This is a genomic window from Nonomuraea coxensis DSM 45129 (genome assembly GCF_019397265.1).
Taxonomy (GTDB): domain Bacteria; phylum Actinomycetota; class Actinomycetes; order Streptosporangiales; family Streptosporangiaceae; genus Nonomuraea; species Nonomuraea coxensis.
This window is the reverse complement of sequence record NZ_CP068985.1, coordinates 5,951,200-5,966,173: the sequence shown is the minus strand read 5'-3', so window position 1 is coordinate 5,966,173 and position 14,974 is coordinate 5,951,200. Positions and strand designations below refer to the sequence as shown.

Here is a 14,974-nt window from a genome sequence, read left to right as displayed (position 1 = left end):
TTAACGGTTACGGTAGCGCTCAGGCCCTCGCGGTTATTCCATCATCGCCGTCAGAGGGCGTTGATGCCGGCCGGGCCGAGGATCCGCGTGGGCGCCCCGTGCTCGGTCACGGCGATCATCGCCTTGCCGATCTGCTCGGTCGTCGTCATCGCCGGGCCGAACATCCGCCGCAGGAGCGGGTAGAAAGGGCGCGTCACGACGTAGCCGAGACGGTAGAGCCGGGTGCGCGAGGTGAGGCCGTGCAGGGGCTGGATGTAGCCGGGCCGGAACATGTAGGCCCGCAGGTCCATCGCCAGCAGCGCGTTCTCGGTCTCGCCCTTCACCCGGGCCCACATGGCGCGGCCGTGGGCGTCGGTGCCGGCGCCGGAGACGTACACGAAGACGGAGCCGGGGCTGAGCCTGGCGAGGGTGCGGCCCGCCGTCACCGTGTAGTCGTAGGTGACGTGCCGGTAGTCCTTCTCCTTCATGCCGGCCGAGGAGACGCCGAGGCAGAAGAAGCAGGCGTCGTGCCCGGCCAGGCGGTCCTCGATCGGCGACAGGTCGTCCAGCTCGCCGTGGACGAGCTCGCGCAGCTTGGGATGGCTGACGCCGGTCGCCGTCCGCCCGACGGTGAGCACGCCGGTGACCCGGGCGTCGAGCAGGCACTCCCGCAGCACGCCCCGGCCCACCATGCCGGTCGCCCCGAAGATGATCACTTTCATGGCGGGCCAGCCCCGATCGTCTCGCCGATGTCCTCAGGGGAAGGATAGGGCTCACGCGCCCGCCCGGTCGCGGCGCTCACGCGCCTGCCGGGTCGCGAGGCTCACGCGCCTGCCGGGTCGCGGGGGCTTACGCGCCTGCCAGGTCGCGGGCCGCCGCGGACAGCAGGGCCACCGCCGGGGCCGGGAGCTCCAGCCCGCGCGTGGAGATCCCGATCGCCCACGCCGTGCCCGCGACCACGGCCCCCGCGCACGCCACCTGCTCGCGGAACTGCCCGTGCTCCTCCACCACCATCCGCCCCGGCGGCAGGCTCGCCAGCTCCTCCTCCACGTCCTCCACCGTGGCCGGCGTCGCGGAGGTGAAGCGGGGCAGCCGGCCGTACCCGGTCAGGATCTCCCGCCGGTCCCGCGCCGGCAGCGCCCGCAGCAGCGCCTTGCCGAGCGCGGTCGCGTGCGGCGCCGTCTCCAGCCCCGCCTGCAGGTCCTCCAGCCACGGCGAACGCGGCCCCTCGGCGACGTCCACCACCAGCAGCCGCCCGTCGGCGAGCTGCGCCAGGTACGCGGTGTGCCCCGTGACCTCCGCCAGGTGCCGCAGCACCGAGCCGGCGTGCGGCGGCCGCTCGAAGCCGTCCAGCATGTCGTGGAAGCGCTCGGCCACCTTCGAGCCCAGCAGGTAGTCGCCCTCGGGCCGCCGGTGCAGGTAACCCTCGTAGCACAGCGTCCTGACCAGGTGGTACGACGTCGACAGGTTGAGCCCGCAGCGGCGGGCGATCACCTTGACCGGCAGGGGCCGATCGGCCCGCGCCACCTCCTCCAGGACGCGAAGGGCGCGCGAGACACTCCGGATCAGATCGCTGGGCTGTGCGTCACCTGTCATCGCTCCAGCATCATCGCCATCTGAAATCGCGACGCCTACCCCGGCGGACACACCCGCCCGACGGCGAGGACACGCCGGGGATACCGTGGCGCGCGGGTCAGCGGGCCGTGCGCCGGCTCTGCTCCTCCACCAGCTCCACGCTGCGCCAGCCGTCCGGCGTGGCGCTCACGCGGGCCTCCCCGGCGCCGCCGAAGCCGATCACGGGCGCGCCGTCCTGAACGTCCATGCCATGATCGTCGCGCCGCGACGGCGTACGCGCCGGCCCGGTGCGCGCGTCCCTCTCGTCCTGGGCTCAGAGCAGCCAGTTGACCACCACGGTCAGCACGACCGACAGCAGGACCGACACGATGATCATCAGCAGGCAGCCCGTCCAGCCGCCCAGCGGCCGCACGTCCCAGTTCCCGAACCTCATGGCCCCGCGCCTACCCCGGCCACCCGACAGGAAGCCCCGGCCTGTCGCTCAGGCCGCCCGGCGACCAGCAGGCCGCAGGCGGGGCGGCGGCGCACGCGGCGCGGCGGCCCGGAAAACGACGAAGCCTCACCAGCGCCGGCCGCAGAGAGGCCGGAACTGGTGAGGCGGTGATGGTGGACGATACTGGGATTGAACCAGTGACCTCTTCCGTGTCAGGGAAGCGCTCTCCCGCTGAGCTAATCGTCCTTGTGAGGTGGCGACGGGATTTGAACCCGTGTGGACGGCTTTGCAGGCCGCTGCCTCGCCTCTCGGCCACGCCACCGAGCCGGAAGCTCCGAGCGGAAGACGGGATTCGAACCCGCGACCCTCACCTTGGCAAGGTGATGCTCTACCACTGAGCCACTTCCGCATCCGCCCCGCTCGCGACCGGGGCGACGAGAGAACTGTAGCGAATCTCGGCCGAGTACCCAAACTGGGAATCCGCGCCCCGCTCATCCCAGCCGGGCCTGCGCCGGGTGCGGGCCCTCCGTCTCCAGGCGGTACTCCTGGCCGGAGACGCTCCGGTTGTCGCCGACGACCCGCTCGGAGGCCGGCTTCCGCCCGTCCATGACCGCGTCCTGCATCCGCTCGAACCGCTCGTGGGCCTCGCGCGCGTAGCCGGTGCCCAGCGTGGTCAAGCCGGCCTGGGCGGCGAGCAGTTCCCGCAGGTACGCCTTGTTCGGCTCGAACGTGACCGGCGGCGGCAGCGCCGGGGCCAGCACCTGGTCCGGGTCGCGCCCGTCGAAGCGCCGGAACAGGTCGGCCGCCAGCCGCAGGTGCTCCAGCTCCATCCCCAGGTGCAGCTCCCAGAGGCGCTTCACCCTCGGGTCGGACTCGGTCTCCATGAAGGAGTAGTACAGGTAGCACTCGTTGTACTCGTGGTTGAGCAGCCGCTCCCACCAGCTCTGCCCCGGGTCGACCAGGGACTCGTAGTGGGTGACGTGCTCCTCCTCCACCATGGCGATCTCCTGGTAGAGCTCGCGCGCGATCGGCTCCATCTGCAGGGGGCCGACGTTGAGGTAGTGGTTCATGGCCTGCTGCTCGGCCGCCGTGATCGTCAGGGCGTGCAGGCGCGACAGCGGCTCGGTCCGGCTCCGGTCGTACGCCTCGCGCACGCCGTCCGCCGGATCGCGGTGCTGCAGGCGCGTCGGCCGCCCCGGCATGACCTCGGTCACGTTGTCGACGATCTTCTCCGCAGCGCGGTGCTCGACCATCTCGTACAGGTTGGAGAACCGGTAGAGGTGGTCGACCTCCTCCAGCACCCCGAACTCGTACGCCTGCCGCAGGTAGGGATCGGGCTCCATCCGCGCCACCCACGCCGTCAGCTCCACCGCGGCCTGCTCGTACGCGATGGTCGTCTCCAGCACCGACGGCGCTCCTGGCAGCAGCCAGTTCACCGCCTTCTGCTGCTCCGCCTCGACGTAGCGGACCTGGGCGAGCCGCCGCCTGAGCTCGGTGTCCGGGCAGTGCCTGGCCAGCTGGTGGTTGAACAGCACCGCCTCCGTCTCGATGCCGTTCATCGTGATGATCCGGCAGCGGGTGTACGGGTCGGCGCGGTCGGGGTCGATGGGCGTGACGTCCAGCTCGCGCCAGTCGCGGAGCTGCCTGTCCAGCGGGATACCCCGCTCCTGCAGCGGATCGAAGGCCATGTCGGCGCCCGTACCCGGGGGTTCGGCGGGCAACCTCCGCGTTGGGTCCCCGGACGTCCCGCGTTCGGTAAGGAGGCGCGTGTCCGGTGGGAGGCCGGGTAGGCCGCCTGGCGTGGCAGAACACGATGTGATCGACCTGCTGGTGGCCCAGCACGGGCGGATCAGGGACCTGTTCGACGAGGTCGAGCAGGCGCCGCCGGAGAAGGTGGAGGCGGCCTTCTCCCGCCTGACGCGGCTGCTGTCCGTGCACGAGACCGCCGAGGAGGAGATCGTCCATCCGTACGCGCGCAGGAAGCTCGACAACGGCCCCGGAGTCGTCGCCGACCGGCTGCGCGAGGAGAGCCTGGCCAAGCGGCTGCTGCAGGACCTGCACCGCGACGGCGTCGACCACCCTCGCTTCTGGGACCGCCTGGCGGAGCTGCGGTCCGCGGTCACCACGCACGCGCGCGGCGAGGAGCGCTACGAGTTCGCCCGGCTGCGCGCCTGCACCACGCCCGTCGAGCGGCGGGCGATGGGCGCGGCGGTCCGGGCCGCCGGGGGCCTGGCGTCGATCCGGCCGCGTCCCGGCGCCGAGTCCCCTGCCAGGAACCTGCTGACGGGCACCCCGGCGGCGTTCGCCGAGCGGGCCCGCGAGGTGATCCGCAAGGCCCTCGGCAGGAGCTGACCCACCGGCACCCTTCGGCGCGGGACGAAACGTGCGCGTACTACCGTCGGGAGCATGGAGCACATCGCCAGGGACGCCGACATCGCCCCCGTCGCCGCGCTGATCGCGGACCCTACCCGGGCGGCCATCCTCACGGCCCTCCTCGACGGCCGCGCGCTCGCGGCGGGGGAGCTGGCCAGGATCGCCGGAGTGAGCGCCGCCACCGCGAGCGCCCACCTGGCCCGGCTGCTCGACGGCCGGCTCGTGGACGTCGTCCGGCAGGGCCGCCACCGCTACTACCGCCTCTCCGGCCACGAGGTGGCCGAGGTCCTGGAGGTCCTCGCCAGGATCAGCGCCCGGCCGCCGGTCCGCTCGCTGCGCCAGTCGCGGCAGGCGCGGCTGCTGGAGGAGGCCCGCACCTGCTACGACCATCTCGCCGGGCGGGCCGGCGTCGGGCTGCTCGACGGCCTGCGCGCGGGCGGCTACTACACCGGTTCCGGCCTCACCGGCGAGGGGGAGCGGCTGCTGACCGGGCTCGGCGTGGACGTGGCGGGCGCGCGCGGCTCCCGGCGCAGGTTCGCCCCCGAGTGCCTGGACTGGACCGAGCGCCGCGCGCACCTCGGCGGAGCGCTCGGCGCGGCGGTCACGGACACGCTGTTCGAGCGCGGCTGGTACCGGCGCGGCACCGTCCCACGTGCGGTGATCCTCACCGACGAGGGCAGGGAAGGGCTGGCCGCGATGTTTCCGAGTAAGGAGCTAACATCGCACACACCAGTTACCTGACGAGGGAGTGCCCACCATGCGCGACAACGGAGTCGTGGCCGTCGGCCCCGAGCCGCTGAGCTTCCAGGACGTGATCGACGTGGCCCGCCACGGCGCGGCGGTCAGGCTCACCGACGACGCCGTGGCCGCCATGGCCGCCGCCCGCCAGCGGGTGGACGAGCTGGCCGAGAGCCCCGTCCCCGCGTACGGGGTCTCGACCGGCTTCGGCGCCCTCGCCACCCGGCACATCGACCCGGCGCTGCGCGCGCAGCTCCAGCGCTCCCTCGTCCGCTCGCACGCGGCCGGCAACGGCCCCGAGGTCGAGACCGAGGTCGTCCGCGCCCTCATGCTGCTGCGCCTGCACACTCTCGCCACCGGCCACACCGGCATCCGCCCGGTCACCGCCAGAACGCTGGCCGCCCTGATCAGCGCCGGCCTAACCCCCGTCGTGCACGAGTACGGCAGCCTCGGCTGCTCCGGCGACCTCGCCCCGCTCGCGCACGTCGCGCTCACGCTCATGGGCGAGGGCGTGGTCCGCGACCGCGACGGCGACCTCCGCCCCGCCGCCGAGGCGCTGAAGCAGGCCCGCATCGAGCCCGTCGAGCTGGCCGCCAAGGAGGGCCTCGCGCTCATCAACGGCACCGACGGCATGCTCGGCATGCTCGTCCTCGCCGTCCACGACCTCACCCGCCTGGTCCGCACCGCCGACGTGAGCGCCGCCATGAGCGTCGAGGCGCTGCTCGGCACCGACCGCGTCTTCGCCCCGGAACTGCAGGCCCTGCGCCCCCATCCCGGCCAGGCCGCATCCGCCGCCAACATGGTGAAGGTGCTGCGCGACTCGGGCGTCATGGCCAGCCACCGCGACCCGGAGGCGTGCACCCGCGTCCAGGACGCCTACTCGCTGCGCTGCGCCCCGCAGGTCGCCGGCGCGGTCCGCGACACGCTCGCGCACGCCGCCACCGTCGCCGAGCGGGAGCTGGCCAGCGCCGTGGACAACCCGGCCGTGCTGGCCGACGGCCGGGTGGAGTCCAACGGAAACTTCCACGGGGCGCCCCTCGCGTACGTGCTGGACTTCCTCGCCGTCGTCGCCGCCGACCTGGCCTCCATGTCGGAGCGGCGTACCGACCGGTTCCTCGACGTGGCCCGCAACCACGGCCTGCCCGCCTTCCTGGCCGACGACCCCGGCGTGGACTCGGGCCACATGATCGCCCAGTACACCCAGGCCGCGATCGTCTCCGAGCTGAAGCGCCTGGCCGTGCCCGCGAGCGTCGACTCCATCCCCAGCTCGGCCATGCAGGAGGACCACGTGTCCATGGGCTGGTCGGCGGCGCGCAAGCTGCGCAGGTCGATCGACGGGCTCACCCGCGTGCTGGCGATCGAGGTGCTGACCGCCGCCCGCGCGCTCGACCTGCGCGCCCCCCTGCGGCCCGCGCCCGCCACGGCCGCCGTGGTGCGGGCGCTGCGCGAGACCGTCCCCGCCCCCGGGCCCGACCGGTTCCTGGCGCCGGAGATCGACGCCGCCGTCCGCCTGGTCGCCGACGGCGGCGTGATCGCCGCTGTGGAGCAGGTCACCGGCCCCCTGGCGTGACCCGCGACGGCAGCGCCACGATCAGGTCCACCTCCAGCAGCAGCCCCGGCATGAACAGCCGCGACACCTCCACGGTCGTGCTGGCCGGGGGCGTGCCCGTGATGTACTTGCGGCGCACCGCGCCGTGCTCGGCGCGGGCGTCCATGTCCGTCAGATACGTGCGGATGAACGCGATGTCGCCGAACCCCGCGCCCTGGTCGGCGAGGATGCGCCCGATGACCTGGTAGACGTGCTCCGACTGGGCCGCCATCGAGCCCTCGCCGACGATCTCGCCGTGCTCGTCGAAGGCCGCCACCCCCGAGACGTAGAGCGTGTCGCCGGCCCGCACCGCGTGCGAGTACATCCCGTTCGTGGCCGGGACCGTCGCCAGGTTGAGCGGCACCGCCCGCGTACCCGCCGGGCTCACCGCCACGTGGCCGGCGATGGCGGTCAGGTCGCGCTCGCCGAGCCCGGCCGCCCGCGCCTCCTGCAGCCGGGCGCGGGCCGCCCCCGCGACGCTCGCGCCCTCCCACGCCCCCAGCTCCAGGTCCTTGGCGGCGTGCGCGAGGGAGTAGCGGGTCTCGGCGGCGGGCACGCGCAGCCGCTCGGCCAGCGCGCCGAGCGGGGTGAGCGCCAGCACGTCGGACAGCGCCTCGCGGTCCACGCCGTGCGCCTCCCCGTACGCCAGCGTCTCGGCCAGCAGCACCTGGGCGGGCACCAGCGCGTTCATCACGGCCAGCTTCATGGCCGCGCCCGCGCCCAGCGGCCCGAGCTCGCGCACCGTGCCGAACACCGACAGCACCTCACGGCAGCGCGCCACGTCGTCGCCGTCGCCGCCCGCCAGCACGGTAAGGGCGCCCTCGGCCGCCGGGCCGACGCTGCCCAGCACCGGCGCGTCCACCAGGCCCACCCCGGCCGGCAGCAGCGCGCGCAGCTCGCGCACCGCCTCAGGGCCGATCGTCGACATCTCGGCCACCGTCGCGCCCGGCCGCAGCCCCGGCAGCGCCGCCGTCAGCACCTCGCGCACCGCCGCGGGGTCGCTCAGCATCGTGATGACCAGGTCCGCGCCCTCCACGGCCGCGGCGGGGGAGACGCCGGCGCCGCGCCGCCAGGTGGTCACGTCGTGCCCGGCCGCCGCCAGCCGCCGGGCCATGGGGACGCCCATCCGTCCCTGTCCGAGAAAAGCAATCATGGGGCCAGTGAAGCGGTGAGTCCGGTATTCCACCACCGACTAGATTGCATGGCAGCCATGACTGACACGAATGCCTTCGACGCCGCCACGCTCCGCCTCTTCGACGAGGTCGCGCGGAGCGGCTCCTTCACCGCCGCCGCCGAACTGCTCGGCCAGACCCAGTCCGCGGTCTCCCGCCGCGTCGCCGCCCTCGAACGCGCCGCCGGCGGGCCGCTGTTCGAACGGCTGCCCCGCGGCGTCCGGCTCACCCCCGCGGGGGCCGCCCTGCACCGGCACGCCGCCGCCGTGCTCGACCGGCTGGAGCGGGCCGGGGAGGAGCTGGCCGCCCTGCACGCCGGCCGGGGCGGCACGCTGCGGCTGGGCGCGTTCGCCACCGCGAACGTGGACCTGGTGCCCGGCACGCTCAGACGCTTCGCCACCCGCCGCCCCGGCGTCGAGCTGCGCCTGGTCGAAGGGCTGACCACCAAGCTGCTGGAGCGCCTGCGCGCCGGGGCGCTGGACGCCGCCGTCATCAGCGACTACCCGGCGGGGCTGCCCGCCGCGGACACCGGCCGCCTGGTGCCGTTGCGGGAGGACCGGCTGCTGGTCGCCCTGCCCGCCGGGCACCGGCTGGCCGCCGAGGACGCGGTGGACCTGCGTGACCTGGCCGGGGAGACGTGGATCGAGGCCGCGCCGCGCGGCCAGCCGACGCTGCTGCTCGCCGCGTGCGCCGCCGCCGGGTTCGCGCCGCGCGGCGGGCTGCGGGTGGCCGAGTGGACCGGCAAGTTCGGCTTCGTCGCCGCCGGGCTCGGCGTGACGCTCGTGCCCGAGCTGGCCGCCCGCGCCGTACCGGCCGGTCTGGTGCTGCGGCCCCTGCGCGGGCAGGCCCCCGTCCGCAGGGTGTACGCGGCCCTGCCGGAAGACCCCCTCCCCGCCGCACTGGAATTCGTCCGGCTCCTGGAAGAATGGGAAGCGTGTACGACGGATTCGCCCGCTTAGGCCATATGTTGGCCACCGGTCTTCGGGACGTGACCTCCGACCTCGCCGCGCTCGACGGCGAGGGCTGGTGGGCTGTCGTCGTCGACTACGAGGGCAAGGTGACGTGCGCCCGCTTCGACCAGGTACGCCCCGCGCCGCTGCCCCGCCCCGCCACGCCCTGGCACGGTCCAAAGCCGGACGAGTGGCGCAGCTCCCTCGACCGTGACGCCTACGAGCGCGGCGTGCGCACCATCCGCGCCCTCATCGAGCGGGGCGAGGTCTACCAGGCCAACCTGTGCCGGATCCTGACCGCTCCGCTCCCGCCCGGCGCCGACCCGCTCGCGCTGGCCGCCCGGCTCGCCGAGGGCAACCCCGCCCCGTACGGCGGCGTGGTCCGCCTCCCCGGCCTCAGCGTGGTGACCGCCTCGCCCGAGCTCTACCTCGCGCGCGACGGCGACGTCGTCGAGTCCCGGCCGATCAAGGGCACCGGCGTCACCGCCGCCGACCTGCTGCCGAAGGACCACGCCGAGAACGTGATGATCGTCGACCTGGTCCGCAACGACCTCGGCCAGGTGGCGGCCGTCGGCTCGGTCGAGGTGCCGGAGCTGTGCGTGGTCGAGGAGCACCCGGGGCTGGTGCACCTCGTGTCGACCGTACGCGCGCGGCTCGCGCCGGGGGCCGGCTGGCCGGAGCTGTTCGCCGCGACGTTCCCGCCGGGATCGGTCACGGGAGCCCCCAAATCGTCCGCGCTGCGCATCATCAACGAGCTCGAACCGGCACCCCGGGGCCCGTACTGTGGCACGGTGGGCTGGGTCGACGCCGACCGACGCACGGCGGCGCTGGCCGTCGGCATCAGAACCTTCCAGATCTCGGCAGGCGAGATCCGGTTCGGCACGGGAGCGGGCATCACCTGGGGCAGCGATCCCCGGCGCGAATGGCTCGAGACCGAGCTCAAAGCAGCCAGGCTCATAGCCCTGGCATCCACAGGAGGAAACGCATGAACATCCCTGTCTGGGTCAACGGGGAGCTGATCGACCCCGCGCAGGCCACCGTCTCGGTCTTCGACCACGGGCTCATGGTCGGCGACGGTGTCTTCGAGACCATCAAGCTCGTGAACGGCCGGTCGTTCGCGCTGACCAGGCACCTCGACCGGCTCAAGCTCTCCGCCCAGCGCATGGACCTGCCCGAGCCGGACGTCGCCGCCATCGCCGGCGGCATCGACCGCCTCCTGGAGAACGCCCCCGGCTGGGCGCTGGGCCGCATCCGCGTCACCTACACCAGCGGCCCCGGCCCCCTCGGCTCCGACCGCGGCAACCAGGGCACCACGACGGTCGTCATCATCGACGAGCAGAAGCCGTTCCCCGCCACCGCGAACGTCACCGTCGTCCCCTGGCCGCGCAACGAGCGCGGCGCGCTGTCCGGCGTCAAGAGCACCTCCTACGGCGACAACGCCAAGGCCCTCCTCTACGCCAAGAAGCGCGGCGGCGGCGAGGCCGTCTTCGGCAACCTCGCGGGCAACCTGTGCGAGGGCACCGGCTCCAACGTCTTCCTCGTCCTCGACGGCCGTCTGGTCACCCCCACGCTGGAGGCCGGCTGCCTGGCGGGCGTGACCCGCGGGCTGGTGCTGGAGTGGTTCGGCGGCGAGGAGACCGACATCCCGCTGTCGGCCCTGTACGAGGCCGAGGAGGCGTTCCTCACCTCCACCACGCGCGACGTGCAGCCCATCAAGCTCGTGGACGACACCGAGCTGCCGATCGCCCCCGGCCCGATCACCAGCAAGGCCATGCGGGTCTTCGCCGAGCGCGCCGCCTCCGACCTGGACCCGTGACCGGCGCACACCCACGTCCGGGCTCCGGCCGCGCGTCCCGCGCGGCCGGAGCCGGAACTCAGTAGCTCTTCTGGGTCTGGACGTTGAAGTCGTCCATCTTGACCTTCTTGGCCGGGTCGGTGAGCGGGTCGTCGATCTCCAGGACGTCCAGGCCCTCCATGATGTCGCTGGAGTAGATGTAGCCGTTGTAGTAGTAGGCCGACCAGGAGCCCGCGATGGTCGGCGGCCGGTGCGGGCCGCGCTCGAAGTAGCCGATCTCCCTCGGGGCGGCCGAGTCGGTGAAGTCCCAGACGGACACGCCGCCCTGGTACCACGCCTGGACCATGACGTCCTTGCCCGGCACCGGGATCAGCGAGCCGTTGTGGGCCACGCAGTTCTCGTCCTGCTGCTGCTCACGGTCGATCTTGAAGTAGCCGCGCAGCTCCAGTCTGTTGTCCACCAGGTCGTACACGGCGTTCGCGCCCTTGGTGCGCGGCGTGCCGCGGTCGCAGGTGGCCTGGCCGCCGCCGCCGAGCTCGTCGCTGAAGACGACCTTGGTCGCGTCGTTGTTGAACGTCGCCGAGTGCCAGATCGAGAAGTTCTCGGTGTCGGTGAGCTGCTGGAGCACCTTCGGCCGTACCGGGTCGGCGATGTCGAGCAGCACGCCGTCGCCGAAGCAGGCGGCCGCGGCCAGCTTCTTCTCCGGGTAGGCGGTGATGTCGTGGCAGCCCGAGAGCATCTCGTCGTGCTGGCGCTCGGGGAAGATGTCCGGCTTGGCCACCACCCGCGCCGACTGCGGCGCCCCCATCGGGATCTCCACGATCTGGATCAGCTCGTGGGGCGGCGGGCAGGTCCGCGACTCGGGAACCGGGCCGGGGGAGGAGACGTAGACGTACAGGGTGTCCCCGGCGGGCACCATCGTGTGCGTGTGCGAGCCGCAGTCGGTCGCGACGGCGCCGACGTAGCGCGGGCTTGCCTTGTCGCTGACGTCGAAGATGCGCAGCCCCTCCCAGGCGGGCTCGTCGTCGTCCGCGTCGCACTCCGGGCCGGACACCGGCTCGTCGATGGACAGGATCAGCAGGTTCCGGTAGACCGACACGTCGTTCTGCTGGCCGGGGCAGGCCACCTGGGTGACGGTCTTGGGCTTCTTCGGATCGCTGATGTCGTAGATGGCGAAACCGCCAAAATTGCCCTGGAAGGCGTAGTCGCCCTGGAAGGCGAGGTCGGTGTTGATGTCGTCCCGTCCGTCGAACGGGGCGGTCCTCGGCACGTGCGCGACCTGCCTGACGTTGTCGCTGGCCGTGACGCCGTCCCCGGCCGGGGATCGGTCCGCTGGAGCGCTGGTCTCCTGCTGGGAGGTGTCTGAGCTCGCCGGCTCCCCTGAGGCCGACGGGCCGCCCGCGCACGCGGCGGTCAGCAACAGCGTCGCCGCGACCGACACCGCTCCGCGCAGCTTGGCAGAGATCAACGCGCATTCCCCTTTGTCTCGTAGCTCACTATGGAAGGTATGTCAGCAGGTTCGCGGCCGCGTACGGCATTCATCACAGTTAAGGTGCTTTCGGTGCTTGCCGCCTGCGCTCTCTCCACCGCCGCGTGCGCGGCCGAGGCGGTCCGGCCGCCGTCCGCGATCGGCACGGACGCGCCCGTCATCGTGCCGGGCAGCCCCGGGGCGCCCGCGCGGACCGCGACGCCGGGGGAGCGGGTGGGCCGGACGCCGCAGCCGACCGTGGCCGCCGACGTGCGCTTCGCGGAGGCGATGATCCCGCATCACCGGCAGGCGCTGGAGATGACCTCACTGGTCGAGGAGCGCACCACGACGGACGTCGTACGCCGGGTCGCCCGCGCGATCACCGCCGCCCAGACCCCCGAGATCAGGGCGATGACGAGCTGGCTCGCCGGCCTCGGCCGCCCCGCCCCCGCCGGTCACGACCACACGGCGGCGGGCACCGGCTCCGGCTACGGGATGGCCACGGAGGAGGAGCTGAACGCCCTGCGGGCCGCCCGCGGCGACGCCTTCGACCGCCTGTTCCTGCGGCTCATGACCCGCCACCACGAGGGCGCCGTGACGATGGCGGAGGAGGAGCTGGCCGGCGGCCGCGACCACCGCATGCGGCTGCTGGCCAAGGACGTGTACGCGGGTCAGAGCATCGAGATCGCCCGCATGCGCGCCGCCATGGAGTCCCTGCCGCCCGCGTGAGACGCACGCGAAAGGGGGCGGGCCCGTACGATCGGGCCCGCCCCCTTCACTTCACGTCTTCTCGTGGCTCAGGACGGCCAGAGCATGTTGGTCAACTCGGCATCGAGGTCCATGAAGTCGGTCTCACGTCCCGCCGGCACCTTCTCGTACGTGCGGTGCAGGAACTCCGTCAGCGGCGCCAGCGGCACCTCGAACAGCGCCTGGCCGAACGGCGAGGTGAGGCTGATGTGGAGCGTGCGCTCTCCATCGGCGCGGGCGGGCCAGACCTGCACGTCGCCGTCGCCGACACGCCTCACGATGCCCACGGTCAGCAACTCGCGGGCGAAGATCCACTCGACCGGCTCGTCATTCCCTACGTGGAAGGCCATGCGGATGGCGTAAGGGTCGTCGGCTGTGTAGCTCAGTCCGGCGAGCAGGGGGACGGTAGTACGGTCGGGGACCACAAGCCGAAGGCCAAGCTCGGCGGAGACGGTGGTGCTGTTCATCGTCAGCCAAACCTTTTCGTCGTAGGTCCCCTCTTCGGGGCTTTCACTGCTCTGACGGACTTCGTCCTGAGCTATGACGCGGAACGAAGAAACCTGTAGGAAAGATTCCGCCTCAGGGGCCTTCTGTAACGCACATCACAGCTGGACATTCAGGCATCTACCAGGCTAAACGGCATCAATCGGGTCGCATTTGCAAGGGTTTTGCGTGCTGTCGAGCCTGCCCCGGAACGGCCGATCATGAACGTTTCTCAAGAAAGATCGCGACCGCCCACTTCCGGGACACGACGATGGTATGTCACCGACCCCACTCGCCGGTGGGCAACCGCCGCCTTTCACCCTGAATCCCTCCGCCGCGACCGCCAGGCACCCCCCGGAACCCGCCCGGCACCTGCCCGACACCCGCCTCCCGGCCGCTTCGCTTCGCCAGCAGGTGCCGGAGTGCGGTATGGTTTTCCCCGTCGGCACCGCGAGGGACCGGCAGGGCGGGCGATTAGCTCAGCGGGAGAGCGCTTCGTTCACACCGAAGAGGTCACTGGTTCGATCCCAGTATCGCCCACCGAGCTCAAGGGCCACATCCCCGACACGGAGATGTGGCCCTTGATCTTTGTGCGACAGCGGCTACTCACCCGAGTGACCATTCGCCCTTCTGGTCGGCGAATCCCGAGTTAAGCCCATACTGGAACTTCACCGCCTTCGCCGACTTTGGCAGCTCGAACACGATCACACCTTTCCGGCTGTCGCCGGCGTTGATCGTGGCTTGCCCGCCGAACCCCTGCCCCTCTCGTACCTCGTGGTACGACGACTGGTACTGCTGGTCGTCGGCGTCGATGAGGAAGGCGCCGTTCGTGGGGGAGTCACTGTAGACGGTCGGCCCCACGTTCCTGAGCGTGAGCTGCACGGCGACGAGCCGGTGACCCGCCCGCGCGGTCGAGAACTGGCCGGCGGTCGCCGGATCCACCAGCTTGGTGAGGGTGACGGACATTTTCAGGCCCTCGAAACCGTCGAGGGTGATCGATCCGCCGACGGCGGCGGCGGTCGCCGGATCCCGCGCCTCTTGAGAGCGTGAGGCGCTCGGCCGTGACTCCTGCGGAGAGACCGGTTCTGACCGGTCAGGCTCGGTGACCACCCTGTCGTTCGCGCCGGCCAGGGTCATGACGAAAGCCGCGCATCCGCCGAGCAGCAGCAGTGGCAGTCCGATCGCGAGCACCAGGATCAGCCCGGTGTTGCCGCGTCGCGGCGGGGGCGGGCCCGTGGGCGGCTGGTGGCCGTACTGCGGCTGGGGGCCGCTCGCGTAGCCGTACGGCTGATGCGGCTGCTGGTCGTACGGCCCTTGGTGCGGCGGATGGCCCATGTGGCGACTCCCGGTGACGGCGTTAGGACGTTGTGAGACGTGAGACGCTCCGGTCGCCGCCTTGGTTCACCGTCTGTACGTGTCCGGATGCGGACAGCACCGTGATCGTGCCGTCCGCCTGGTTGCGCGGTTGCCGCGGCCCGTGCCGACGGGCCTGGTTCGCCGAGCCGGTCGGGCGCGCGGGCTGGGAGGCCGGGGCGCGGTTGCGGGCGATGCCGGCCCGGACTCTCACCCGGGAGATGGCCGGGCGTCTGCTGGAGGAGTGCGCGCAGGCCGACGTCCGCTCGGGTTGACGTCCGGCCGGTCAAACGATGACACCGGGTTGACCAGGCACGACG

Annotated in this window: 16 protein-coding genes and 4 tRNA genes; 9 read left to right on the top strand and 11 right to left on the bottom strand. The window is 72.4% G+C overall.

Annotated features, from left to right (window positions below; all coding sequences use genetic code 11):
- Positions 1-50: 50 nt before the first annotated feature.
- From Nocox_RS27905 to Nocox_RS27880, 7 genes are all read right to left on the bottom strand, one after another.
- Positions 51-701 (bottom strand): Rossmann-fold NAD(P)-binding domain-containing protein, encoded by a 651-nt coding sequence (locus Nocox_RS27905; RefSeq protein ID WP_020547203.1) that lies wholly within the window; start codon positions 699-701, stop codon positions 51-53.
- Between the two features lie 127 nt (positions 702-828).
- Positions 829-1,575, bottom strand: coding sequence for an IclR family transcriptional regulator (locus Nocox_RS27900; protein ID WP_084685934.1), 747 nt, complete (start codon positions 1,573-1,575; stop codon positions 829-831).
- Between the two features lie 97 nt (positions 1,576-1,672).
- Positions 1,673-1,801 carry a hypothetical protein gene (locus tag Nocox_RS43785; RefSeq protein WP_020547201.1) on the bottom strand — a complete coding sequence of 43 codons (129 nt, stop codon included), beginning with the start codon at positions 1,799-1,801 and terminating at the stop codon, positions 1,673-1,675.
- A gap of 357 nt (positions 1,802-2,158) precedes the next feature.
- Positions 2,159-2,233: transfer RNA gene (locus Nocox_RS27895), tRNA-Val, on the bottom strand.
- Positions 2,234-2,238: 5 nt separating this feature from the next.
- Positions 2,239-2,309, bottom strand: a tRNA-Cys gene (locus tag Nocox_RS27890).
- A gap of 15 nt (positions 2,310-2,324) precedes the next feature.
- Positions 2,325-2,396 (bottom strand) — tRNA-Gly (locus Nocox_RS27885).
- An 82-nt stretch (positions 2,397-2,478) separates the two neighbouring features.
- A complete protein-coding gene (locus tag Nocox_RS27880) occupies positions 2,479-3,675 on the bottom strand; it encodes a ferritin family protein (protein WP_020547199.1) in 1,197 nt (398 codons plus the stop codon).
- Between the two features lie 112 nt (positions 3,676-3,787).
- On the opposite strand from Nocox_RS27880, the gene Nocox_RS27875 reads away from it, so the two are divergent.
- Genes Nocox_RS27875 through hutH form a run of 3 tightly spaced genes read left to right on the top strand, consistent with a single transcriptional unit; the run spans position 3,788 to position 6,668 of the window.
- Positions 3,788-4,339, top strand: a complete 552-nt coding sequence (locus Nocox_RS27875; protein ID WP_026215167.1) for a hemerythrin domain-containing protein — start codon at positions 3,788-3,790, stop codon at positions 4,337-4,339.
- 54 nt (positions 4,340-4,393) lie between these two features.
- Positions 4,394-5,101: an ArsR/SmtB family transcription factor gene (locus Nocox_RS27870; RefSeq protein WP_020547197.1), complete on the top strand. Its 708-nt coding sequence runs from the start codon at positions 4,394-4,396 to the stop codon at positions 5,099-5,101.
- A 16-nt stretch (positions 5,102-5,117) separates the two neighbouring features.
- On the top strand, positions 5,118-6,668 hold the full coding sequence (gene hutH / locus Nocox_RS27865) for a histidine ammonia-lyase (protein ID WP_026215166.1): 1,551 nt from the start codon (positions 5,118-5,120) through the stop codon (positions 6,666-6,668).
- On the opposite strand, the gene Nocox_RS27860 is transcribed toward hutH, so the two are convergent.
- Positions 6,649-7,839: an NAD(P)-binding domain-containing protein gene (locus Nocox_RS27860; protein ID WP_026215165.1), complete on the bottom strand. Its 1,191-nt coding sequence runs from the start codon at positions 7,837-7,839 to the stop codon at positions 6,649-6,651. The two genes, hutH and Nocox_RS27860, sit on opposite strands and share 20 nt — an antisense overlap.
- A 57-nt stretch (positions 7,840-7,896) precedes the next feature.
- On the opposite strand from Nocox_RS27860, the gene Nocox_RS27855 reads away from it, so the two are divergent.
- From Nocox_RS27855 to Nocox_RS27845, 3 genes are read left to right on the top strand one after another with little or no spacing between them, the layout of a single operon-like run.
- A complete protein-coding gene (locus Nocox_RS27855; RefSeq protein WP_157383459.1) occupies positions 7,897-8,817 on the top strand; it encodes a LysR family transcriptional regulator in 921 nt (306 codons plus the stop codon).
- A gap of 29 nt (positions 8,818-8,846) precedes the next feature.
- Positions 8,847-9,797, top strand: a complete 951-nt coding sequence (locus tag Nocox_RS27850; RefSeq protein WP_020547193.1) for a chorismate-binding protein — start codon at positions 8,847-8,849, stop codon at positions 9,795-9,797.
- Positions 9,794-10,624 (top strand): aminotransferase class IV, encoded by an 831-nt coding sequence (locus Nocox_RS27845; protein WP_020547192.1) that lies wholly within the window; start codon positions 9,794-9,796, stop codon positions 10,622-10,624. The genes Nocox_RS27850 and Nocox_RS27845 overlap by 4 nt, the downstream gene beginning before the upstream one ends.
- A 58-nt stretch (positions 10,625-10,682) precedes the next feature.
- Here Nocox_RS27845 and Nocox_RS27840 read toward each other — a convergent pair whose 3' ends face one another.
- The gene (locus Nocox_RS27840; RefSeq protein ID WP_020547191.1) at positions 10,683-12,071 is read right to left on the bottom strand and encodes an LVIVD repeat-containing protein; all 1,389 of its coding nucleotides are present in this window, start codon (positions 12,069-12,071) and stop codon (positions 10,683-10,685) included.
- 93 nt (positions 12,072-12,164) lie between these two features.
- Here Nocox_RS27840 and Nocox_RS27835 point away from each other — a divergent pair, with 93 nt between their 5' ends.
- Entirely contained in the window at positions 12,165-12,800 is a 636-nt protein-coding gene (locus Nocox_RS27835) for a DUF305 domain-containing protein (protein ID WP_020547190.1), read from the top strand.
- A 68-nt stretch (positions 12,801-12,868) separates the two neighbouring features.
- Here the strand turns inward: Nocox_RS27835 and Nocox_RS27830 are convergent, their stop codons facing one another.
- Positions 12,869-13,285 (bottom strand): SsgA family sporulation/cell division regulator, encoded by a 417-nt coding sequence (locus Nocox_RS27830; protein ID WP_020547189.1) that lies wholly within the window; start codon positions 13,283-13,285, stop codon positions 12,869-12,871.
- A gap of 484 nt (positions 13,286-13,769) precedes the next feature.
- Here Nocox_RS27830 and Nocox_RS27825 point away from each other — a divergent pair.
- Positions 13,770-13,841, top strand: a tRNA-Val gene (locus Nocox_RS27825).
- Positions 13,842-13,907: 66 nt separating this feature from the next.
- Here the strand turns inward: Nocox_RS27825 and Nocox_RS27820 are convergent.
- Complete coding sequence (locus tag Nocox_RS27820; protein ID WP_020547188.1) at positions 13,908-14,636, bottom strand: DUF4352 domain-containing protein; 729 nt, start codon at positions 14,634-14,636, stop codon at positions 13,908-13,910.
- 101 nt (positions 14,637-14,737) lie between these two features.
- Here Nocox_RS27820 and Nocox_RS27815 point away from each other — a divergent pair, with 101 nt between their 5' ends.
- A complete protein-coding gene (locus Nocox_RS27815) occupies positions 14,738-14,929 on the top strand; it encodes a hypothetical protein (RefSeq protein WP_020547187.1) in 192 nt (63 codons plus the stop codon).
- Positions 14,930-14,974 lie beyond the last annotated feature (45 nt).